Source organism: Micromonospora sp. NPDC005367, assembly GCF_040606825.1.
Classification (GTDB): domain Bacteria; phylum Actinomycetota; class Actinomycetes; order Mycobacteriales; family Micromonosporaceae; genus Micromonospora.
Map to the genome: position 1 here is coordinate 48,360 of NZ_JBEXFP010000002.1, position 22,000 is coordinate 70,359.

A 22,000-nucleotide genomic window follows, 5' to 3' on the forward strand; every position below is an offset into this window, starting at 1 on the left:
CCTCACCCCTGGAGCCCCCGTGCAGACCCTCGTCACCGATCTCCTGGTCACCCTCGCCTACGGGGTGGTCGGGGTGCTGTTGATGGGCATCGGCTATGCCCTGGTCGACATGGCGACCCCCGGTCGGCTCAGCGAGCTGATCTGGGTCGACCGCAACCGCAACGCCGCCCTGTTGCTCGCCTCGAACCTGATCGGGGTCGGCGTCATCGTGGTCGCCGCGATCGCCACCAGCGAGGACGACTTCGTGCTCGGGATCATCGGCGCGGCCGCGTACGGAATCCTGGGGCTGGTCATCATGGCGGCCGCGTTCCTGCTGCTCGACGCCCTCACGCCGGGCCGACTCGGGCAGATCCTGGTCGAGCCCGAGCCACACCCGGCGGTCTGGGTCTCCGCGGTCGTCCACCTGGCCACCGGCGCGATCATCGCCGCCGCGATCAGCTGATGGCGGGTGGACGACCGACCGCGCAGCCGCACAAGGCAGGGCCGGCGAAGAAGACCGGGTGGCAGATCGCCACGGGACTCGGTGCCGTGGTCGTGCTGACGGGCGGTTGTGGCGCCGGTGCGCTGAGCGGGGACGACGGGCCCGCCGTCTCCCCGCCGACCGCCACCGAGCGGACCGACACCGTGCCGATTCTCCAGCGGGCGGCCGCCGCACAGGGAATCTGCTACGGCTGGACGCTCCAGACGGGCACCGACGTGGTCAGCGTCGGCTCCAACCTCGGCGAAGGGGTGGTCGTCGAGGGCGACCCACGGTGCCCGCGCTGGGTTCGGGTCGTCGCGGACATCACCTACGTGTCGGAGAGCAGCGAGTCGAACGACTACGCGTACGTGACGGTCGAGGGCTCGACCGACCTGGACCAGAGCCCGTTGCTGGCCGTCGCCGCTGGGCTCGAACGTTTCGGACTCAACGAGGACGCGTTCCTCGACGAGCCGGGCTGGGCGGTGACCCGGGCCGCCGTCAGCCTTCCGCTGCTGCTCGCCGAGGCAGGCGCGGCCGTTCCGGTGCCGATCGCCACGACCACTCCGGCCGCTGCGCCGCCACCACCGTTGCCCGCCGCGGGCAACGACCTGTGGCGGGACCGTTGGGGCTACCTGCTCGCCGCCGCTGGGATGCTGCTGCTGACCGCACTGCTGGTCACCGTCGGGCTGGTGCAGCGGCGCCGTGAGCGCCGGGAGGCGACAGCGCCGGCCACCGCGGTCACGGCGTCCGGACGTACGCCGGAGGAGCGGTGACCACCGGCGCGGCGCAGCCTCCCCGGCGACGGGTGGCCCGCGCGGCGGTGCTCGCCGCGGTCTTCGTCTGTGCCGCCTGCGGCCTGGTGTACGAGCTGGCGTTGGTGGCCCTCGGCAGTTACCTCATCGGCGACAGCGTCGGCCAGGCGTCGATCGTGCTCGGTGTGATGGTCTTCGCGATGGGGGTCGGCGCGCTCGCCGCCAAGCCGTTGCAGCCCTGGGCCGCTGCGGCGTTCGCCGCGATCGAGCTGTCCCTCGCGTTGCTCGGCGGCCTCTCCGTCCTCGGCCTGTACGCGGCGTTCGCCTGGCTGGACCTCTACGGGCCGGCGCTCGTCGGCACCGCGTTTCTGCTCGGTCTCCTGATCGGCGCGGAGATCCCGCTGCTCATGGTGCTGCTGCAACGGATCAGGAAGCAGGCCGCAGGCAGCGCGGTGGCCGACCTGTTCGCCGCCGACTACGTGGGCGCGCTGCTGGGCGGGCTCGCCTTCCCGTTCCTGCTGCTGCCGGTCTTCGGCCAGCTCAAGGGGGCGATCGTGGTCGGAGCGGTCAACGCGGTGGCCGGGCTCGTCCTGGTTTTCACGGTCTTCCGCGGCGAGCTGACCGCCCGGTCGCGGGTCGCGCTCGGAGCCGGCGCCACGGTGGTCGCCCTCTGCCTCGGGTACGCCTGGCTGACCGCGCACGACTTCGAGGTGACCGCGCGCCAGCAGCTCTACCGCGATCCCGTGGTGCACGCCGAGCGCAGCCGCTACCAGGAGATCGTGCTGACCCGATCCGTACGTGAGGTCGGCCACGCCGACACCGACCTGCGGTTGTACCTCAACGGCGACCTCCAGTTCAGCTCGGTGGACGAGTACCGGTACCACGAGGCGCTCGTGCATCCGGTGCTGAACGGCCCACGCGGCGAGGTGTTGGTGCTCGGGGCCGGCGACGGGCTCGCCGTACGGGAACTGCTGCGCTATCCCGACGTCCGGCGCATCACGGTCGTCGACCTCGACCCGGCGGTGGTGGCGCTGGCGCGTACCGAGCCGCAACTGCGGCGCCTGAACGGGGACGCGTTCGACGATCCGCGGGTCCGCGTGGTGAACGCGGACGCCTTCGGGTGGCTGCGGGGCAATCGTCAACGGTTCGACGCGGTGGTCGCGGATCTGCCCGACCCGGACGAGACCGCAACCGCGAAGCTCTACACCGTCGAGTTCTACGCGCTGATCCGTGCCGTGCTCACCGAACACGGCAGGCTGGTGGTGCAGGCGGGATCTCCCTACTTCGCACCTCGGTCGTACTGGTCGATCGAGGCGTCGGTACGGGAGGCCGGCTTCGCCACCGTGCCGTACCACGTGGACGTGCCGTCCTTCGGCGACTGGGGTTTCCTGCTGGCCGCGCCCGGTGCCGAGCCGCCCCCGCTGGCGTTGCCCACCGACGCGCCGAGGCTGCGTTTCCTGAACTCGGCGACCCTGGCGGCGGCGGCCACCTTCCCCGTCGACCGGGGCCGCATCGTGGTGCCCGCCTCGACCCTGCTGCAACCCCGGGTCCTGGAGTACGCCCGCACGGAGTGGCGCGGCTACTGATCCGCGCATTTCCGCAGCACCGCGTCGGTGCCTCGCGGCGGCGTCGCGGCCTGCCGTGCTGGCCGATTGCCGATACGGTGTGGGCGCGATCTAGGGAAGGAGCATCGTGGTCGATTCCCCCAGCACGCCGGCCCGGTCACGGCCGGGTGTGGTGACAATTTCCAGCTATCTGCTGATCCTCTTCGCCGTCCTTCAGCTCGTCGGTCTCATCATCACGCTGTCCAGCATCGGCACCATCCGGGACGTGATGCGGGACGCGTACGCCAGCAGCGATCCCGAGATGGCCGACGCGGTCAGCGGCATCACCTACGCAGTCGGCATCGGCGGCGCGATCTTCGGCCTGCTCATCGCGGCCGGCCTGGTCGTGCTGGCGTTGCTCAACAACCGCGGCAAGAACGGTTCCCGGATCACGACCTGGGTTCTCGGCGGCATCATGGTCTGCTGCACCGGTGGCAACGTGGCCGGCGGTGCCGCGGGCGGCTTCACCGGTGGTGCCACCAGCGGTGCCAGTGGCAACGCACCGAGCCCCGACGAGATCCAGCGTCAGGTCGACGCGGCGCTGCCCGGCTGGTTCAATCCGCTGAGCACCGCCATCTCGTTGATCGCTGTCCTCGCGCTGCTCGCGGCGCTGATCCTGCTCGCGCTGCCCAAGGCGAACGAGTTCTTCCGCAAGCCGCAGCCCGTCTGGGAGCCGCCGACGCCCGGCGCCGCCTACCCCGGCGGCTACCCGGGTTACCCGCAGGGTCCGGGCCAGCCGGGCTACCAGCAGGGTCCGGGCCAGCCGGGCTATCCGCAGGGTCCGGGCCAGCCGGGCTATCCGTCCTCCGGCGACCCCTCCTACCCGCCGATTCCCGGTCAGCCGCCGGCCGGTCAGCCGCCGACGTTCGGCCAGCCCGGTGACCAGCCGCCCTCGTCGGACCGGCCCGGTCCGACCCCGCCGCCGATGAGTTGACGGCCGGAGAACGGCCACGCTGACGGATCCCTTCGATAGGTTGCAGTCGACGTCTATCGGAGGGATCCGTCGTGTCGTACCCGTATCCGGTGCCGGCCCGGCGTCCCGCCCCGGTCACGCTGGCGATGGCCGCGCTGCTGCTGATGGCGGTCGTCGCCCTCGCGTACGCCGTGGCCGGGCTGCTGGTGCTCAACGGCACCGTCGACCGGTTCCGCTCCGCCGCGAGCGGTGCCTCCGCCGACCAGGTCGACGGCACGGTCGCGCTGCTGCACGCCTGCGCCGTGGTCTCCGCCGTGGTCAGCCTGCTGGCCGGCCTGCTCCTCGCCGGCCTGGCTATCGGTGTGGGTGGTGGACGCGCCGGCGCCCGGGTGACGGTCTGGGCCGTCAGCGGCATCGGTGCGATCTGCGGCTGCGGTGGCCTAGCGCTGGTCGTCGGCCAGCGGTCGGTGCCGTTGCAGTTGGGCGCCCAGGACCAGGCGGACGCCGAACTGTTCGGCCTGATCGCCGATGCTTACCCGTCATGGTGGATCCCCCTGGGCGGGGGGCTTTCGATCGGCCAAACACTCGGTTACCTTGTGGTAGCGGTGCTGCTGGCCTTGCCGGCGGCGAACGCGTGGTTCCGGCCTCGATCCGCGCCGGCCGCACCACCCGGGTCCCCACCCGCCCCGCACCTGCCAGTACCGATCCTGCCGCCGTACAGCTGAGGACTCCCGTGACGTCCCACTCTGCGCCCAACGAGCAGCGAGCCCTGGTGACCGGTGCGACGGCCGGCATCGGTGCGGCGTTCGCCCGCCGGCTGGCAGCCGACGGTTGGCACCTGCTGCTGGTCGCCCGCGACGCCGACCGCCTCGCCGGCATGGCCGCCGAGCTGAGGGAGCGCCACGGACGGGACGTCGAAATCATCTCGACCGATCTGTCCACGGACGACGGTTGTGTCGTGGTGGAGGGGCGGCTCGCCGCCGACCCCCCGATCGATCTGCTGATCAACAATGCCGGGATCAGCCTCAACATGCCATTTCTGCGGTCCTCGGCGGAGGACGAGGCCCGGTTGCTGCGGCTCAACGTGCACGCGGTGATGCGCCTGACCCTCGCCGCGTTGCGACCGATGACCGGGCGGCGGCGCGGGGCAGTGATAAATGTCTCTTCGGTAGCGGGTTTCGGCGCTGTCATGCCCGGTTCGACGTACTCGGCCAGCAAGGCATGGGTCACCAACTTCAGCGAGTCCATCGGACAGTCGGCGCGGCCGTTCGGCGTACGTGTGATGGCGCTCTGCCCCGGCTACACGCGTACCGAGTTCCACCAGCGAGCCGGCATCAACATGTCCAAGACGCCGGACTGGATGTGGCTGCAAGCCGACGACGTGGTCGACGAAGCTATGCGTGACCTGCGGAAAGGCAAGCTGGTCAGCGTTCCGGCGTGGAAGTACAAGCTCGCTGCCGCCGGTCTTCGGCACGCGCCGCGGCGCTTGCTGCACGCGGTCGCCAGGGACGCCCGGGGCCGGATCGGCCGCGACGCGAACTGATCCGTCGCGCGGGACCGGCACCGCCCGGATCTCGTTCGGTAGGTGGCGATCGGATCGGGCTTCGTCGCGCAGAGTAGTCGTATATCGCCATGCATCGGTCGCCCGAGCGATGGATACCGGTGGACCCCAGACGCGGCTCACAGACTTGAGCAGTACCCTCTATCGCCATGGGGGACCACGACGACCTGCGTAAATTCATCACCGATCTGGCCGTGGTACACGGCAAGGTGGTGCTCTCCTCCGGCATCGAGGCGGACTGGTACGTCGATCTACGACGTGTCACGCTCCATAACCAGGCGGCACCTTTGGTCGGTCGAGTGATGCTCGACCTCACCGCCGACTGGGAGTACGACGCGGTCGGCGGCCTGACCCTGGGTGCCGATCCGATCGCCGTCTCGATGCTGCACGCCTCTGCTCCGACCGATCGGCCTCTGGACGCCTTCGTGGTGCGCAAGGCCGGTAAGGCGCATGGGTTGCAGCGACGGATCGAGGGACCGGATGTCGCCGGTCGTCGAGTACTCGCGGTTGAGGACACATCGACGACGGGGTCGAGTGTGCTGACCGCGGTGGAAGCGCTACGCGAGGCCGGGGCCGAGGTCATCGGTGTGGCGGTTATTGTTGATCGAGGCGCCGGCGACGCGGTGCGAGCCGCCGGACTGCCTTATCGGGCGGCCTATACGTTGGCTGACCTCGGCCTTGTGGCGTAAAAGTCTGCCGATTCGGATCTGCTGATATGCAGGCGGATCGATGCTGCTGGTGGAAGGATGGAAAACGTGGGAACTGCGTTGGCTGAAATGACTATGCCTCAGATCTCGCCGCTCGCCGGCGAGCCGATCGAACGTGCCGATGCCGAGCGTCTCGCGGGGGTCCTCAAGGCCCTCGCCGACCCTGCCCGGCTGCGGCTGCTGAGCCTGATCCAGTCGGCTCCAGAGGGCGAGGCGTGCGTCTGTGACCTGACCGCGCCGCTCGGCCTCTCGCAGCCGACGGTCAGCCACCACCTGCGCATCCTCACCGAGGCCGGCTTGCTGGAGCGGGAGAAGCGCGGTGTGTGGGCCTACTACCGGCTGGTGCCGTCGGCGATCGCCACGATCGCCGACCTGCTGACCCCGCCGCGCAAGCGGGCCACCAAGAAGGCCCGCTGACCCGTACCGATCGTCCGGTGCCCTCCCCGAACAGGGACGGCGCCGGACGGCCGGCCGGTCAGTGCTTGCCGTAGTGCTGCCGGGTCTCTCGAATCGCCTCCTCGGTGGCGGCCCGTTCCGCAGCGCTGGCACCCCGCTTGGCCGCGATCCGCGCCCGGAGCAATTCGATCGCGATCGGAATCACCGAAACTGCGACGATCGCGACCAGGATGAGTTCGATGTGGTCCTTCACGAACGGGATCTGGCCGAGGAAGTAGCCGAGCACCGTCACACCGCTGCCCCAGAGCACCCCGCCGATCACGTTGTACGTCACGAACGTGCGGTAGTTCATCCCGCTGACCCCGGCCACGATCGGCGTGAACGTCCGCACGATCGGCACGAAGCGGGCCAGCACGATCGAGCGGGCACCGTACTTCTCGAAGAACTCGTGCGCCTTCAGCACGTTTTCCTGCTTGAACAGCCGGGAGTTGGGTCGCCGGAAGAGCGATGGCCCCACCTTCCGGCCGAACGCGTACCCCACCTGGTCACCGGCGACCGCCGCGATCGTGACCAGTAGGCAGACCAGCCAGAGCGGGTAGGTGATGTATTGCCCGTCCGCGGTCAGCAGGCCCGCCGTGAAGAGCAACGAGTCGCCCGGCAGGAAGAAGCCGATCAGCAGACCCGACTCGGCGAAGACGATGGCCAGGATGCCGAGCAGCCCGAACGTCGAGATCAACCACTCCGGGTCGAGCCAGTCAGGGCCCAGGGCCAGGGTGGTGGTGGGCGTCGGCACGAGCGACCTCCGATCTAACGGTGGGGGCGTTCAGTCGCCGGCGGCGACGGCACGTCCGTAGTCTAGGTGGCCGTCCGAGACGCCCGGTGCTCGACGTCACACCTGTGTCGGCTGTCGCAGCCCGCCGCCCGGACCCGTCGCGTGCCGGTCGGCACCCGTCCGTCCGGCCACCGTCGGCACCGGCCCCCCTCGGCCACCACCAGCACCCGCCCGGCCACCGGCGGCCACTTCCAACACCCGCCCGGCCGGCAGAGGCACCGGCCGGGCCGACACCTACAACCGTGGGTCGACCGGCTCGGACTCGCAGGCGAGGATCGCGAACACCAGCGCGTGCCGACGCCACAGCGGCACGCCGTCGGCAAGCCCGTCCAGCGCCGCCAGGCCCAGGCCGTGCTCGCGCAGCGCCAGCCCGCGCTTGCGGCCGAGGGAGCGCTGCCGCAGGAGCTTCAACTGCTCCGGCTCGTCGTAGCCCGGACCGTAGATGATCCGCAGGTACTCCCGTCCCCGGCACTTGATCCCCGGCTGGAGCAGCGATCCCCGCTCACTGCGGGCGGCCGGACCCGCGTACGGCTTGACGACCATCCCTTCACCGCCCGCCGCGGTGAGCGCCAGCCACCAGTCCGTTGCGGCGGCGACCGACGCCTCGTCGGCGAGGTGGACCACCTTGCGGCGCGTCGGCGTGAAGAACTCCGGATCGGCGGCGCAGAGCCGGTCGGCCAGGTCGAGGTGCCAACCGTGATCCCGGTCGGCGTAACTGGTCCCGGAGCCGGCGAGCACCGCGAACGGTGCCAGGGTCACCCCGCGCAACCCCTCGGTCGGCCGGACGTACGCCCGGTAGGCGGCGCTGTAGGCGCGTACCTCGTCGTGCCGGCGAGCCATCCGGTCGCGCAGCTCGCCGACGGGCAGCCCCCGGGCGGCGGCGAAGTCGAGCGCCTCCCGCACCGCCGGCAGGGCGGCGCGGCCGGCGGCGCCGACCCCGGCGTACTGCTCACGGATCAGACCGCCCGCCTTGGCCGACCAGGGCAGCAGCTCGGTGTCGAGCAGCAGCCAGTCGGTCTCCAGCTCATCCCACAGCCCGGCCGCGCCGATCGCCCGCCGCACCCGGTCGAGCAGCTCGGTGTCGAGCGGCTCTCCGAAGAACGGCCGGCCGGTACGGGTGTGCACCACGCCGCCGCCCGGCCCGAACGGACCGCCGTCCCGATCCCGGCAGACCAGCACCACGGCCCGCGAGCCCATGTGCTTCTCCTCGCAGACCACCCGGTCCACGCCGGCCGCGCGGTAATCGGCGAACGCGTCCGCCGGGTGCTCGAGGAACCCCTCCTGGCGGGACGTCGAGCAGGGTGCCATCGTCGGCGGCAGCCAGGTCAGCCAGCGCGGGTCGACCGCGAACCGGCTCATCACCTCCAGCGCGGCGGCGGCGTTCTCGGCGGGTACGGTCAGCGAACCGTAGCCGTGCTCGATGTGCCGGCGGCCCGCCACGTCACCCAGCTCCAGCACCTCGTCCGGGCGGGCCGGCGCGGCGGTCAGCGGCCGGGCCGGGGCGTACCACTCCCGCTCGGCGGCGACGGAGACCAGCTCCCGCTCCGGGTAGCGCAGGGCGGTGAGCCGACCGCCGAAGACGCAGCCGGTGTCGATGCAGATGGTGTTGTTGACCCACTCCGGCTCGGGCGTGGGCGTGTGCCCGTAGACGACCATCGCCGAACCCCGGTAGTCGCGCGCCCACGGGTAGCGGACCGGGAGGCCGTACTCGTCGGTCTCGCCGGTGGTCTCCCCGAACAGGGCGAACGCGCGCACCCGGCCGGACGTCCGGCCCTGGTACTCCTCCTTGAGCCCGGCGTGGGCGACCACGAGCCGGCCGCCGTCGAGCACGAAGTGGCTGACCAACCCGTCGACGAAACTCGCCACCGCCGACACGAACTCGGGTGACTCCGCCTCCAGCTGAGCCATCGTCTCGGCCAGGCCGTGAGTGAGCCGGACGTCGCGGCCACGCAGCCGGCGCAGCAGCTTCTGCTCGTGGTTGCCGGGCACGCAGATCGCGTGCCCGGCGGCGACCATGCCCATCACCAGGCGGAGCACGCCGGGAGAGTCCGGGCCGCGGTCCACCAGGTCGCCGACGAAGACGGCGGTACGCCCCGCCGGGTGCGTGCCGTCGACCGGCCGGCCCTGCTCGTCACGGTGCAGCCGCCAGCCGAGCCGGACCAGCAGCGACTCCAACTCGGCGCGGCAGCCGTGCACGTCGCCGACGATGTCGAACGGCCCGGTCAGCTCGCGTCGGTCGTTGAACAGCTTCTCGTACCGGACCTCGGCGGCCTCGATCTCCTCGGGGCCGCGCAGCACGTGCACCTTCCGGAAACCCTCCCGGGCCAGCTGCCCGTACGTCCGGCGCAGATCCCGCTGCATCCGGGTGAGCACCTGCCGGCCGAGGGTGCGATCGGCGCGCGCCTCCGTACGCGCCCAGGCCAGCGCCTCGGGCACGTCGAGCACGACCGCGACAGGTAGCACGTCGTGCTCCCGGGCCACCCGGACCAGCCCGGCCCGGGCGTGCGGCTGGAGGTTGGTCGCGTCGACCACGGTGAGCCGGCCGGCGCGCAGCCGCTTGCCGGCGACGTAGTGCAGGGCGTCGAACGCGTCGGCGGAGGCGGACTGGTCGTTCTCGTCGTCCGCCACCATCGCCCGGAACGCGTCCGAGGAGAGCACCTGGCTCGGGAGGAAGTGCCGGCGAGCGAAGGTCGACTTGCCGGAACCGGAGACGCCGACGAGAGCCACCAGGGCGAGTTCGGGGATGTCCAGGACGGTCACGGCCGCTCCTCCTTCCGGTTCGGGTCCGGCGCGTTCTCCCCAGGCGGGTCCGGCACGTCGATGGTCAGTACGGCCAGCTGGGTGGGGCTGCCCAGCTCCGGGTCCTCGTCGCCGACGCCGGCGAGCCGTAGGCGGTAACCGTAGGTGCCGGCCACCCGCTCCGCCCATGCGGTGAACTCGGCGCGGGTCCACTCGAAGCGGTGGTCGGCGTGCCGGAACCGGCCCGCCGGCAGCCCGTCGTAGCGGACGTTGTACTCGGCGTTCGGGGTGGTCACCACGACCGTGCCCGGCCGGGCGTGCCCGAACACCACGTCCTCCAGGGCCGGCAGCCGTGGCGGGTCCAGATGCTCGATCACCTCCATGAGCACCGCCGCGTCGTAGCCGCGCAGCCGGTCGTCCCGGTAGGTGAGGGCGGACTGCCAGAGGTTGATCCGGTTGCGCTGCCGCTCCGGCAGCCGGTCCAACCGCAGCCGTCGGGCAGCCAGCGTCAGCGCGTGGCTGGAGACGTCGGTGCCGACGATCTCGGTATAACGGCGGTCACCGACAAGGGCGGTGAGCAGCGCGCCGGAGCCGCAGCCCAGGTCGAGCACCCGGCTCGCACCACTGTCGGCGAGGGCGGCGAGCACGGCCGCACGCCGGTGGGCCGCCAGCGACGGTCGCCCCTGCGCGGCGGTGCCGGACTCGTCGTCGACGGAGTCGGCGAGCACCGGCTCGTCGGTGAGCCGTTCCTCGGCCAGTTGGGCCAGCGCCTGCCCGGCCAGGGCGCGCTGGTGCGCCAGATAGCGCCGGGTGATCAGCCCCCGTTCCGGGTGGCCGGCCAGCCAGCCGGCGCCCGCGCGGAGCAGCTTCTCCACCTCGTCCGGCGCCACCCAGTAGTGCTTGGCGTCGTCGAGGACGGGGAGCAGCACGTACAGGTGGTTGAGCGCGTCGGCGACCCGCTGGACACCGGTCAACCGCAGGTCGACGTACCGGCTGTCGCCCCATTCGGGGTACGCCTCGTCGAGCGGGATCGGGGTGGCCTCGACCGTCCACCCGAGCGGGGCGAAGACCCGTACGGCCACCTCGGCGCCGCCCCGGCACCGCAGCACCGGCACCCGCAGCTCCAGGGGGATCGGGGTCGCCGCCAGCTCCGCGCGTTCCCGGGACTCGCCGCGCAGGGCCGAGCGGAACACCTTGGCCATGGCGGAGGCGAGCAGGCTGGAGGCCGCGTACGGCCGGTCGTTGACGTACTGCCCGAGGTTGAACGTCTCCGGGGTGGCCGACTGGCCGCCGCGTCCGCGCCGACGCGCGCCCGCCAGCCGCAGCGGATCCACGTCCAGCAGCAGGGCGGCGGTGCAGCGCTGCTCGTTCGCCTCCGGGTAGAACACGTGCGCCGTGCCCACCGGTACGTCGAAGGACTGCGCCCGGTCGGGGTGTTTGACCAGCAGGTGCCCGAGGTCGGTCGCCGGCCGGTGCGTGGTGGTCAGGGTGAGCAGCACGCCGACCATGGTGGCAGCCGGATCGATCTTGCGCCGCCCGGTTTTCGGCTGTTCCCCGGCCGGCGTCGTCCGAGGGTGGAGACGGCGGTGCCCCGCCGACCGGACGGTCGGCGGGGCACCGGTGGCGCTACGGATCAGGCCACGAAGCGGGTCTTGCGGCGGCGCGCCAGCACGAAGCCACCGACACCCGCCGCGAGCAGCAGGGCGCCGATGCCGGCGATCAGCGTGGTGGACTCGCCGGTGATCGGCAGCGAACCGCCGTCATCGTCACCGTCACCCTGGCCGCCACCCTGGCCGTTGGTCGGGTTCAGCAGGATCTTGGCGGTGTCGTTGGCGGGGTTGGTGTCCTCGGTGAAGCCCTCGCACTCACACTTGGCGTTGATAACCACCGTGCCGGTCGCGTCCGGGACGACAGCGTCGACCTTGAGCCCGATGTCGACGGTCTGCTTCTCGCCCGCCGCCAGGAAGAAGTCCGGGTAGCAGCGGTACGCGTCGGCACCCGGCTTTCCGGGCTGCTCCCAGTCCCCCTGGTCATCCTTCAGCGGCACGCAGCTCTCCGGCACCTCGACGGCGGTGGCGCCCTTCGGGACGGCGACGTCGATCTTCGTGACCGGCGACCCGCTGCGGCCGAAGTCGAGGGAAGCCGGGCCGTTGTTCCGGACACCGACGGTGGCGGTGACCACCTCACCGGCCTTGCCGGTGAGCTTGTCGCCGATCGCTTCGAGGTCCGCACCGTTCTTGCCGGTGACCGTGATCTCCATGCCGGACCAGTTGTTCTCGGGGTCGACGTCTGCCTGGAAGGAGCCGGCTTTCACCGGGGCCTTCTTCGTGAGCACGAGCGGCTCGTCGCTACCCGGCTTGCCGATGGAGTGGCCCCCGCTGTCGAGGTGCCCGACGAAGTCGTCGAACTCGGAGGGGGTCATCCACTGGTAGTAGCCGTGCTCGCGGCCGGGGGCGTACGTGTCCTTGCCCAGCACGTACTGCACGGTCGCGGTGAGGGTCTCGCCGCTTGCGACCTCGTTGGTGAACCGGCAGACGCGCAGCTGGTCACCCTCGTAGGTGCAGTTGCTGTAACGCTTTCCGGTCCGGATCGCGTGGTCGTGGTCGAACACGGCGACGGCACCCTTGACCGTGCTCTCACCGACGTTGCCGAGAACGAGCGGGGCGGTGAAGCTGCTGCCCGGGCTGGTGGTGAGGTTGACCTCCGTGCCACCCGCCAGATCCACGCCCTCGCCGATCTTCACCGTGGCGGTGTGGCTGGCGGGGGTCATGCCCTCGGCGCTCACGGTGACCTTCAGGTCACCGGAGTCGCCGTCCGTCGCCTCCGAGGTGGGCTTGATGGTTACGGCGAACAGACCCGCGAGGCCCCATTCGTCGAGCCCGACCTCGAACGGATCCTGACAAACCAGTATTCCTGCGTCCGAAGAGTCGCATTCGCTCCTGATTTCCGGAGCGACGGTCACCTTGTCGGTGAGGTCTCGAAAGTCGTAGCGAACCGTGAGGCCGTGCACCACGACCGGCTCGGAGGCGGACAGGGTCGGCGACTCCGTCTTGCCCTCGCTGCCGGAGGCGATCGTCGTGTCGGTCATGTACAGACCCAGCTCGACGGCCGGCTTCTTGGCGGCGGCGGGGGTGGCGGAAGCAGCGACGAACGCGCCTACTACGCCCAGCCCGGCGAGCCAGCGCCGCGTGGAGTGGTTGAGCATGTGGGGGTTCCCTCGTTTCGGGGACTGAAGGTCTAGCCAACGGATCTTAAGGAATCGTTAAGTCGCTCCGCCGCCCCAGCTGAGCCGCCATCCGTCGATATCAACCGAACGGCCAATCAAGGTCACCGTAACGTCGCACTTGTACACGTCATCGGGTGTGGGAGGAGTCGGTCGACCCCGTCGGGCTCAGCCTGCCGGTGATGCGGCCGACGGGCCTCGGCTCATGGTGGTGGCCCAACTGTCCAGGCGCAGACGGGCGGATGGCTGGCATGACCGTGTCCTGCCAGGTCAGTGCGCGAAGCCGAGTCGGCGGAATCGGCCCACCGGGGCGTACCGCCGATGCCAGGATGGGGACTGTGGGCTTCCTGATCCGGTGGGCGATCACCGCGGTGGCGCTGTGGATCACCACGCTGATCGTGCCCGGCGTCGACGTCGGCGGCCGGTCGGGCGCCAACACGGTGCTCACCCTGGTCGTCGTGGCGCTGATCTTCGGCCTCGTGAACGCGGTCCTCAAGCCGGTGATCAAGGTGGTCGGCTGCATCTTCTACCTGCTGACCCTGGGCCTGTTCGCGCTGGTCGTCAACGCGCTGCTGTTCCTGCTGACCGACCGGATCGCGCACGCGCTCGACCTTCCGTTCCAGATCGACGGTTTCTGGGCCGCGTTCTGGGGCGCCATCGTGATGGCCGTGGTCACCTGGCTGATCAGTGTGGCGCTGCCGGACCGGCTGGACCGCCGATGAGCACCGACGCCGGCGGTCACCGGTCGGTGGACCCGCACAGGGTCGGTGGCGGCCGGTCGGCCGCACTGCGGGATACTGCCCGACGGAGGACAGTGTGGTCCGGCGCACCCATGGACAACAGCGGCCAGCACGGCCGAGAGCGGTAAGAAGGAGCGTTCGACATGCCCATCGCTTCCCCCGAGGCATACGCGGAGATGCTGGACCGCGCCAAGGCCGGCCGGTTCGCGTACCCCGCGATCAACGTGACCTCCTCGCAGACGCTGAACGCGGCGCTCAAGGGCTTCGCCGATGCGGAGAGCGACGGCATCATCCAGGTCTCCACCGGTGGCGCCGAGTACCTCTCCGGCCCGTCGGTGAAGAACATGGTCAGCGGTGCGGTGGCGCTCGCCAACTACGCGCACGAGGTGGCGAAGAACTACTCGGTCAACGTCGCCCTGCACACCGACCACTGCCCGAAGGACAAGCTGGACAAGTTCGTCCGGCCGCTGATGGGCATCTCGCAGGAGCGGGTGAAGCGCGGCGAGGAGCCGCTGTTCCAGTCGCACATGTGGGACGGCTCCGCGGTGCCGGTGGCGGAGAACCTGCAGATCGCCGAGCAGCTCCTCGCCGAGGCCGCCAAGGGCAAGATCGTCCTCGAGATCGAGGTCGGCGTCGTCGGTGGCGAGGAGGACGGCGTCGAGAACGCGATCAACGAGAAGCTCTACACCACCGTCGAGGACGGCCTCGCCATGGTCGAGGCGCTCGGCCTGGGCGAGAAGGGCCGCTACATGGCGGCGCTGACCTTCGGCAACGTGCACGGCGTCTACAAGCCGGGCAACGTGAAGCTCCGCCCCGAGGTGCTCAACCACATCCAGATGGCGGTCGGTGCCAAGTACAACAAGGAGAAGCCGCTCAGCCTGGTCTTCCACGGCGGCTCCGGCTCGCTGCTGTCCGAGATCCGCGAGGCGCTCGACTACGGCGTGGTGAAGATGAACATCGACACCGACACCCAGTACGCCTTCACCCGCCCGGCCGCGGACCACATGTTCCGCAACTACGACGGCGTGCTCAAGGTCGACGGCGAGGTCGGCAACAAGAAGATGTACGACCCGCGGGTCTGGGGCAAGGCCGCCGAGGCCGGCATGGCCGCCCGGGTCGTCGAAGCCTGCGAGGCGCTGCGCTCGACCGGCACCAAGATGAGCAAGTAGGACGGACGATCCGACGGCCGGTCCCCCCTCGGGGGCGGCCGTCGGCGTTCTCGGGCGACGCACGCGGGTCGTCGGGTGCCTCGTCGCCCGGTGACGCCGCCGCCTACCCCGCCGTCAGTACCCGGACGGCCTCGTGGACGTCGTCGGTGAGGTGGATGCTCGGCGACAGGTCGCCGAGCGGGGAGCCGGCCAGCAGCGGGCGTAGCAGCGACTCGACGGGCAGTTCGGTGGTCCAGAAGGTGCGGTCGAGGAACACGTACGCGCCACTGGACCCGTCGGTGCCATAGAACGTCTTCGTCGCCGCCTGGAACACCTCCTGCACGGTGCCGGCGCGGCCCGGCGCGAACACGATCCCGCCCCGGGCGAGCCGGAGGATCGTGTCCTCACGGATCGCGTTCGAGAAGTACTTGGCGATCCGGCCGGCGAAGAGGTTCGCCGGTTCGTGCCCGTACAGCCAGGTCGGGACGGCGAGCCCGCCGGCCCGCGCCCACGCCAGGTCGTCCGCGCCGCGCTGCCGCGGCACCGCCGGCGGGGCGTGCCGTTCGCGTACCCGCAGCGCCACCGCCGTGTACCGGTCGTGGTCGGTGAAGTCGGGCGCCGTCGCCAGCAGGTCGATCGCCTCGGTCAACTCCTCCGCCGGGTGAGCGGCGAGGTAGGCGCCGAGGTTCGCGGCCTCCATCACGCCCGGCCCGCCGCCGGTGACCACGAGCCGGTCGGCCCGGGCCAACTCCCAGCCGAGCACGGCAGCCATCCGGTACGGCACGCTGCCGCGCGGCACCGCGTGCCCGCCCATGATGCCGACCACCGACTGCGGCCCGTGCGCGGCCAGCCAGGCGCGGGTCGCGTCGGCGAGCGCGTTGTCGACCCCGTGGTCGTGCAGCCGCTGGCCGAGCGCCTCCTTGACGTCCGGCAGCGCGCCGCCGTGCGCCCGGAAGTGCGCGTACACCCGGGTGTCGTACATCCCGGCGAACCCCGCCTCGGCGAACCCGGCCGCCAGGTCCTCCGGTGTGTAGAGGTGGCTCGGCTGGGTCGGGTACGGCAGCCCGGAGAAGGGCGGAACCACGTTGGCGCCGCGCCGGACCAGGTCGGCCCCGACCTCCCGGGAGGCGAAGCGGCAGCCGACGAAGAGTGTCCCGGCCACCGTGACCCGGCTCAGGTCGGGCACCGGCTCCAGGTCGAGCCGGAGGCCCTGCATGGTCAGGCCGGTCAGGTCGCCGCCGGCCAACCGCCGGTCGAACTCGACGCGGGTTTCGATCTCGTTCGTGGCATGCGGTTCGACGACATCCGCGGGTGGTGGGGTGGGCACCCGGCCATCCTGCCCCGGCCGGTCCAATCCGACGAACGGCGGCCGGGCGACCCGGGCCGGGTGGGGGCACCTCCGGCACGCCGTCGCGGCGAAAGGTTTCCGCAGCTCACACGTTCCCCGACGGACGCGACAGAAGCCCGGCGGCGGTAGCCGCCGGGCTCCTGCGTAACCGGGTCCTGGGGAGGCTCCGGACCAATAGTTGTAACGGAAAACACCTTCCTCCGGCATAGGCCGCAGGCGTGACCAACTCCTCACCCGTTCAGCCAGCGAGCTGGGCCGACCCGCTCGCGCGTCGCAGCGCGAAGCGGGTTGAATGGGGCGATGCAGAACCTCATGCCGGAGCCACCGGCCACCCTCCTCCCCGCGCACGACGAGGCCGACGCCGCGTTGGCCGCCGCCGAGACCGACGGCGGTGACGAGGCGTTCGCCGAGGTGGCGGCGCGGTATCCGACGTACAGCGCGGCGTGGGGGGCACTCGCCGCCCGGGCGCTCGCGGCGGGCCAGGCCGTCCAGGCGTACGCCTATGCACGCACCGGCTACCACCGGGGTCTCGACCAACTACGGCGCAACGGCTGGAAGGGGTACGGCCCTGTGCCCTGGTCGCACGAGCCGAACCAGGGCTTCCTCCGCTGCCTCTACGTGCTGTCCCGCGCGGCCGACGAGATCGGCGAGGCGGACGAGGCGGCCCGTTGCGCCCAGTTCCTCCGCGACTGCGACCCGGCTGCCGCGGACGCACTGTCCAGCAACTGAACCGCAGCGGTCGGTGGCCGGCCGGTGCTCGCCGCGCCGGTCACCGAGCGCCGCACGCCCGTCCGGTGCCTACAGCCCCTCGGCCACCGCGGCGGCGATCTTCAGCCAGGCGTCGCGGGTGGCCGTGGAGAGTCCGCCGTACCGGATCGGCTCGCCGCTGTCGATGAGCCGCTCGTACGGCGCGAGCAGCACCGCCCGGGTACGGGCGGCGAAGTGCTCCTGGATCGCGGGCAGGTCGATGTCCTTGCGGGACGGGGGCATCGACACCACGGTGACCGCCTGGCGGACCAGCCGCTGCCGGCCGCTCTGCTCCAGGTGGTCGAGCATCCGGGCGGCCGTCTCCGCCGAGTCGTTACGGGCGGACATCGTGACCACGAGCTGGTCGGTCGCGTCCATGGCGGCCTGCCAGTTCTGCGCCCGGACGTTGTTCCCGGTGTCCACGAAGATCAACTTGTAGAAGCGGCTGACCACCTCGCGGAGCTCGGCGAACGCCGACGCGGTGAGCATCTCGCCGCCGGTGGCCGACTCGTCCGAGGCGAGTACGTCGAACATCCCCTCGCCCTGCGAACGGACGTACTGCGACAGGTCGCCGACCCTCCCGTGCGCGCCCTGGAACTGGCCGAGGTCGCGAAGCAGATCCCGCACTGTGCGGGAGTGGAAGTCCTGCTGCGCCCGCATCCCGAGGGTGCCCTGGGTCTCGTTGTTGTCCCAGGCCAGCACGTAGCCGCCGCGCTTCTGCCCGAACGTCATGGCGAGCAGCAGGATCGCCACCGTCTTACCGGCGCCGCCCTTCGGGTTGACGACCGTCACCTGGCGTAGCCCGCCGAAGTTGCGGCGGACCATCTCGATCTCGCGCCTGAGCTCCTGCTCGTGCCGTCCCGGCGGCAGGCGCAGACCCATCCTGTTGACCACCGCCCGTACGCCCATCGTGGCGACCGGGTCGGCGGGCCGTACCTGCCGCCGCCGCGCAAAGTCCTCTGCCGTCGGCGCGGGGCCGACGCCGGGCGGATGGCCGGTAAGCGCCGGGTCCACTCCACCCGGCTGCGGCTGGTACGGCTGTTGTGCCGTCGGCGGGGCCTCGCCCCCGTTCTGCTGCCACTGCGCTGGTTGCCAGTCAGAGTCGAAGGTGCCGTCCGTCGCCGTCGTACCGTCCGGCCGGGGGGCGGGTGGCGGTGCCGGTTGTGCCTCCGCCATTCCGAGCCAGGGCACGGCACCCGGTGCCGGAGCCGGGCTCACCTCGGGCCCGACGGCATCGGCCGCCGGCAGGCCGGGTCCGAAGCCACTGACTGCCGGCACGCCGGGCCCGACGGCGTCGGCCGCCGGCAGGCCGGTCGTGGCCAGGCTTCCGGCGGTGTCACCAGGGCCTGCTGGAGCGGCGGGGCCGGCCGGGATCGGCGTTGTGCCGTTCGCCGTGCCGGAGCCGACCTCCGCTGGCACCGGCTGCGGGGACGGCGGGTCGGCCTCGGCGTTGACCCGCTGCGGCGGGTACGCCCACGGCGAGTCACCCGTCCGCCCGGTGCCGGCCGGCCCGGTCATGGTGTTCGGTGGCCGTCGGCCTTCGTCGAGCGGCCCGTCGTTGCCCGGGGTGCGGCTGCTCGGGTCCGCACGGTCCTCGTCGGTGACGGTGGTCGGCGGCTGGTCGAGCCCGCCGCGTCCGCCCCCGGCCGCAGCCGCCCGAGGTGCCTGATCGACCACTGCGCGGCCATTGCCCAGCCCGGGTGCCGGATCGAGGGAGAACGGCAGGTTGAGGTCGACGCCGCCGGCCGCCGGCTGCCCACCGGCCGGCCCGCTGACCGCTGCCGCGCCGGAGTCGCGGTCAGCTACCCGGTCGGCTGCGGTCGCGCCCGGCGGCGGTGTGCCGGTGGTGCCGGGTGGCGGTGGTGCGGCGGTGCCGGGCGGCGCCCAGGCGTTCGGTGGCGGCGGCGCGCTGATCAACGATGGGTAGGCGTCAGCGCCGGCGATCGGCTGGCCGGCGCCGCTCGGAGTGCCCGGGGCCGGCTGTCCGGAGACCAGTCCGGCGGTCGGTGCGTCGCGCTGGGGCGCGGTCGTGTCCGCGGCGATCGGAGCGGTCACGGGGGCCCAGGGAGGAGTGGCAGCGTCGGCCGGATCCGAGGGCCACAGTGGTTCGATGTCCCGCTCCGGCACCGGCTGCTGGCCGGGTACGTGCACCCGGTCGGCGTTGTCGTCCACCACGGTCCCTCCCCAGTCCTCCTGCCGAGGATAGGCCCAACGGTCGCCGATGGCCGGTCAGCGAACCGGGTGCCGGGGAGTCAGGCGGCCCAGACCGCCCAGGCGCCCGGCTCGGTCCACCAGGACCGCTTCCGGTTCAGCTGGCCTTCGGCGCCGTCGTCGAGGAACGGCACCTTCTCGTCCCGGGGCAGCACGGACACGGCACGTCCTCGGGCGCGGCGCACCTCGAGGCGTACCCGTTTGCGGCCGAACGCGGAGCGGGCCACCACCGGCACCGCCACGGCGACCTCGACCAACTCGTCGGTCGGGTCCGGCCGGTTCAGCAGGGCCACGTCGTTGAGCGTCGCGTACCCGCCGGCGTTGCCGATGGCGCAGGCCATCAGCGGTTCGTCGCCGTCGGAGAGCACCGTGTCGTCCACCTCGACCCGCCCGCGCCAGTGCAACGGCCGACCGGCCTCGTCGGCGGCCCCGATCAGCGCGCCGTCCAGAGTCACCGAGCCACCGTCGTTGCGCAGCAGATCCAGCCGCCGGGGCGTGCCGTCCAGCACGGCGGCGGCCACCTCCGCCGGGTCGCGGGACAGCCCGAGCTGCGCGACGAGGTCGCGATGCCCGGTGCTTCCGGCCGGATCCAGCGGCAGTACGCCGACGGGCGGCAGGTCGGGCACGGTTCGGTTGCCGGGCAGGTCCGCCGGACGGCGGCTCGGCGGCGGGGCGTACCGCCGGACCAGCCGGCGCAGCACGGCGCGCAACTGGGCGTCAGTGGCCGTGGCGACCACGAGCCGGACCTTCGAATCCGGGTCCGGCCAGGTGAGCCCGTCCGGGCGGGGCGGGCCGTCGAGCCGGGCCAGCACTTCGTCGATCTCCGCGTCCGAGCGGGCGGTGACCATCTCCACTCGGGCTCCCCGGGCGGTCAGCGCGTCCGCGCAGGCCAGCACCGGCACCCGGGGCGTCTCGCAGCGCTCCGGCTTCTCCTCGGCGGCCTCGTTCGCGCCGCCGCAGCAGGCTCCGCCGCTGCCGCAGCCCGCGGCGGCGTCCCGCTCCGAGCCGAGGGTGAGCAGCACCACGTCGTACACGGAAGGAGCCTCCTGCCTCTCGACGCGACCCCTGCCGGTCGCGCCGTAACCTCTTGTTAGCCTGACACCCCGGGCTCGCCAACCGGTCGCCACCCGGCACCCGAGCCTTCTGGAGGCGGAGAAGATGCCAGCGATCGTGCTCATCGGCGCTCAGTGGGGCGACGAGGGCAAGGGCAAGGTTACCGACCTGCTGGGTGAGCGGGTCGACTACGTGGTGCGTTACTCCGGCGGCAACAACGCCGGCCACACGGTGATCACGCCGGACGGCCAGAAGTACGCGCTGCACCTGATGCCCTCGGGTGCGTTGTCACCGAGCGCGAAGATCGTCATCGGCAACGGTGTGGTGGTCGACCCCAAGGTCCTGCTCACCGAGATCGACGGCCTCGCGGAGCGGGGGGTGGACGTCTCCCGCCTGCGCATCTCCGGCGACGCGCACCTGATCATGCCGCACCACCGGGCGCTGGACCGGGTGGTCGAGCGCTACCTCGGCTCGTCCCGGATCGGCACGACCGGCCGGGGCATCGGCCCGGCGTACGGCGACAAGGTCGCCCGGATGGGCATCCGGGTGCAGGACCTGCTCGACCCGGGCATCCTGCGCAAGAAGCTGGAACTCGCGTTGCGCGAAAAGAACCAGATCCTGTTCAAGGTCTACAACCGCAAGGCGATCGACGTCGAGGCGACGGTCGAGGAGTACCTGGGGTACGCCGAGCGGCTGAAGCCGTACATCACGGAGACCCGGGGCCTGCTCTGGGACGCGCTGGACCAGGGCGACACGGTCCTGCTGGAGGGCGCCCAGGCCACCATGCTCGACATGGACCACGGCACGTACCCGTTCGTGACCTCGTCCAACCCGACCGCCGGCGGCGCCTGCGTCGGTGCGGGCATCCCGCCGACCGCCATCACGAAGGTGATCGCGGTCAGCAAGGCGTACACCACGCGGGTCGGCTCGGGACCGTTCCCCACCGAGCTCTTCGACGACAACGGCGCGCACCTGCGCAAGGTCGGCCACGAGTACGGCACCACCACCGGCCGGGAGCGCCGCTGCGGCTGGTTCGACGCGGCGGTCGCCCGGTACGCCTGCCGCCTGAACGGCGTCACCGACCTGGTGATCACCAAGCTGGACGTGCTCACCGGCCTGGCCAAGGTGCCGATCTGCATCGGGTACGAGATCAACGGCGAGCGGGTCGACGACATGCCGATGACCCAGACCGACTTCCACCACGCCACGCCCGTCTACGAGGAGATGGACGGCTGGTGGGAGGACATCACCAAGGCCCGGAGCGTCGACGACCTGCCGGAGAACGCCCGCCGCTACATCGCCCGCATCGAGGAGCTCTGCCGTACCAAGGTCAGCGTCATCGGCGTGGGCCCCGGCCGCGAAGAAAACGTAGTCCAACACCCCCTAATCCCCTAACCCCCTACCCCCCCGGGTCGGGCTCCCCGGTTCGCCCCGTTGATCAAGAGGTTTGCGTCAGGATTGCCTTGCCATTTGACGTAAACCTCTTGATCAACCGCGCTGATTGGGGCGTTATCCACAGGGGGTGACGCGGTTATCCACAGGGGTGTCGGGGGCTGTGGGTAACTG

Annotated in this window: 19 protein-coding genes; 12 read left to right on the forward strand and 7 right to left on the reverse strand. The window is 71.6% G+C overall.

What is annotated here, in order from left to right; all coding sequences use genetic code 11:
* Nucleotides 1-19: 19 nt before the first annotated feature.
* From ABZS42_RS01720 to ABZS42_RS01755, 8 genes are all read left to right on the forward strand, one after another.
* Nucleotides 20-442 carry a DUF350 domain-containing protein gene (locus ABZS42_RS01720; RefSeq protein ID WP_355141467.1) on the forward strand — a complete coding sequence of 141 codons (423 nt, stop codon included), beginning with the start codon at nucleotides 20-22 and terminating at the stop codon, nucleotides 440-442.
* A complete protein-coding gene (locus tag ABZS42_RS01725) occupies nucleotides 442-1,233 on the forward strand; it encodes a hypothetical protein (protein ID WP_355141469.1) in 792 nt (263 codons plus the stop codon). The genes ABZS42_RS01720 and ABZS42_RS01725 overlap by 1 nt, the downstream gene beginning before the upstream one ends.
* The gene (locus ABZS42_RS01730) at nucleotides 1,230-2,798 is read left to right on the forward strand and encodes a polyamine aminopropyltransferase (protein WP_355141471.1); all 1,569 of its coding nucleotides are present in this window, start codon (nucleotides 1,230-1,232) and stop codon (nucleotides 2,796-2,798) included. The genes ABZS42_RS01725 and ABZS42_RS01730 overlap by 4 nt, the downstream gene beginning before the upstream one ends.
* A gap of 106 nt (nucleotides 2,799-2,904) precedes the next feature.
* Nucleotides 2,905-3,750 carry a hypothetical protein gene (locus tag ABZS42_RS01735; RefSeq protein WP_355141473.1) on the forward strand — a complete coding sequence of 282 codons (846 nt, stop codon included), beginning with the start codon at nucleotides 2,905-2,907 and terminating at the stop codon, nucleotides 3,748-3,750.
* A 125-nt stretch (nucleotides 3,751-3,875) separates the two neighbouring features.
* Nucleotides 3,876-4,454: a hypothetical protein gene (locus tag ABZS42_RS01740; protein ID WP_355141896.1), complete on the forward strand. Its 579-nt coding sequence runs from the start codon at nucleotides 3,876-3,878 to the stop codon at nucleotides 4,452-4,454.
* A gap of 8 nt (nucleotides 4,455-4,462) precedes the next feature.
* Nucleotides 4,463-5,272 (forward strand): SDR family oxidoreductase, encoded by an 810-nt coding sequence (locus tag ABZS42_RS01745; RefSeq protein WP_355141475.1) that lies wholly within the window; start codon nucleotides 4,463-4,465, stop codon nucleotides 5,270-5,272.
* A 167-nt stretch (nucleotides 5,273-5,439) separates the two neighbouring features.
* Nucleotides 5,440-5,979, forward strand: a complete 540-nt coding sequence (gene pyrE, locus ABZS42_RS01750; protein WP_076468716.1) for an orotate phosphoribosyltransferase — start codon at nucleotides 5,440-5,442, stop codon at nucleotides 5,977-5,979.
* Nucleotides 5,980-6,036: 57 nt separating this feature from the next.
* Nucleotides 6,037-6,414 (forward strand): metalloregulator ArsR/SmtB family transcription factor, encoded by a 378-nt coding sequence (locus tag ABZS42_RS01755; RefSeq protein ID WP_091081602.1) that lies wholly within the window; start codon nucleotides 6,037-6,039, stop codon nucleotides 6,412-6,414.
* 58 nt (nucleotides 6,415-6,472) lie between these two features.
* Here ABZS42_RS01755 and ABZS42_RS01760 read toward each other — a convergent pair whose 3' ends face one another.
* The 4 genes from ABZS42_RS01760 to ABZS42_RS01775 form a co-directional block, all read right to left on the reverse strand.
* On the reverse strand, nucleotides 6,473-7,186 hold the full coding sequence (locus ABZS42_RS01760) for a VTT domain-containing protein (protein WP_355141478.1): 714 nt from the start codon (nucleotides 7,184-7,186) through the stop codon (nucleotides 6,473-6,475).
* A gap of 273 nt (nucleotides 7,187-7,459) precedes the next feature.
* Nucleotides 7,460-9,985: a polynucleotide kinase-phosphatase gene (locus ABZS42_RS01765; RefSeq protein WP_355141480.1), complete on the reverse strand. Its 2,526-nt coding sequence runs from the start codon at nucleotides 9,983-9,985 to the stop codon at nucleotides 7,460-7,462.
* The gene (locus ABZS42_RS01770; RefSeq protein ID WP_355141482.1) at nucleotides 9,982-11,463 is read right to left on the reverse strand and encodes a 3' terminal RNA ribose 2'-O-methyltransferase Hen1; all 1,482 of its coding nucleotides are present in this window, start codon (nucleotides 11,461-11,463) and stop codon (nucleotides 9,982-9,984) included. The genes ABZS42_RS01765 and ABZS42_RS01770 overlap by 4 nt, the downstream gene beginning before the upstream one ends.
* 134 nt (nucleotides 11,464-11,597) lie before the next feature.
* Nucleotides 11,598-13,169 (reverse strand): LPXTG cell wall anchor domain-containing protein, encoded by a 1,572-nt coding sequence (locus ABZS42_RS01775; RefSeq protein ID WP_355141484.1) that lies wholly within the window; start codon nucleotides 13,167-13,169, stop codon nucleotides 11,598-11,600.
* Between the two features lie 347 nt (nucleotides 13,170-13,516).
* Between ABZS42_RS01775 and ABZS42_RS01780 the strand changes: the two genes are divergently transcribed.
* Complete coding sequence (locus ABZS42_RS01780; protein WP_355141486.1) at nucleotides 13,517-13,909, forward strand: phage holin family protein; 393 nt, start codon at nucleotides 13,517-13,519, stop codon at nucleotides 13,907-13,909.
* A gap of 161 nt (nucleotides 13,910-14,070) precedes the next feature.
* Nucleotides 14,071-15,096: a class II fructose-bisphosphate aldolase gene (gene fbaA, locus ABZS42_RS01785; RefSeq protein WP_355141488.1), complete on the forward strand. Its 1,026-nt coding sequence runs from the start codon at nucleotides 14,071-14,073 to the stop codon at nucleotides 15,094-15,096.
* A gap of 103 nt (nucleotides 15,097-15,199) precedes the next feature.
* Here fbaA and ABZS42_RS01790 read toward each other — a convergent pair whose 3' ends face one another.
* Nucleotides 15,200-16,402: a hypothetical protein gene (locus ABZS42_RS01790; RefSeq protein WP_355141490.1), complete on the reverse strand. Its 1,203-nt coding sequence runs from the start codon at nucleotides 16,400-16,402 to the stop codon at nucleotides 15,200-15,202.
* 321 nt (nucleotides 16,403-16,723) lie between these two features.
* Between ABZS42_RS01790 and ABZS42_RS01795 the strand changes: the two genes are divergently transcribed.
* Entirely contained in the window at nucleotides 16,724-17,152 is a 429-nt protein-coding gene (locus ABZS42_RS01795) for a DUF3151 domain-containing protein (RefSeq protein ID WP_355141492.1), read from the forward strand.
* 69 nt (nucleotides 17,153-17,221) lie between these two features.
* Here ABZS42_RS01795 and ABZS42_RS01800 read toward each other — a convergent pair whose 3' ends face one another.
* Together ABZS42_RS01800 and ABZS42_RS01805 are read right to left on the reverse strand one after the other, a co-directional pair.
* The gene (locus ABZS42_RS01800; protein ID WP_355141494.1) at nucleotides 17,222-19,345 is read right to left on the reverse strand and encodes a chromosome partitioning protein; all 2,124 of its coding nucleotides are present in this window, start codon (nucleotides 19,343-19,345) and stop codon (nucleotides 17,222-17,224) included.
* A gap of 77 nt (nucleotides 19,346-19,422) precedes the next feature.
* Nucleotides 19,423-20,415, reverse strand: coding sequence for a hypothetical protein (locus ABZS42_RS01805; RefSeq protein ID WP_355141496.1), 993 nt, complete (start codon nucleotides 20,413-20,415; stop codon nucleotides 19,423-19,425).
* 124 nt (nucleotides 20,416-20,539) lie between these two features.
* On the opposite strand from ABZS42_RS01805, the gene ABZS42_RS01810 reads away from it, so the two are divergent.
* On the forward strand, nucleotides 20,540-21,829 hold the full coding sequence (locus ABZS42_RS01810; protein ID WP_355141498.1) for an adenylosuccinate synthase: 1,290 nt from the start codon (nucleotides 20,540-20,542) through the stop codon (nucleotides 21,827-21,829).
* Nucleotides 21,830-22,000 lie beyond the last annotated feature (171 nt).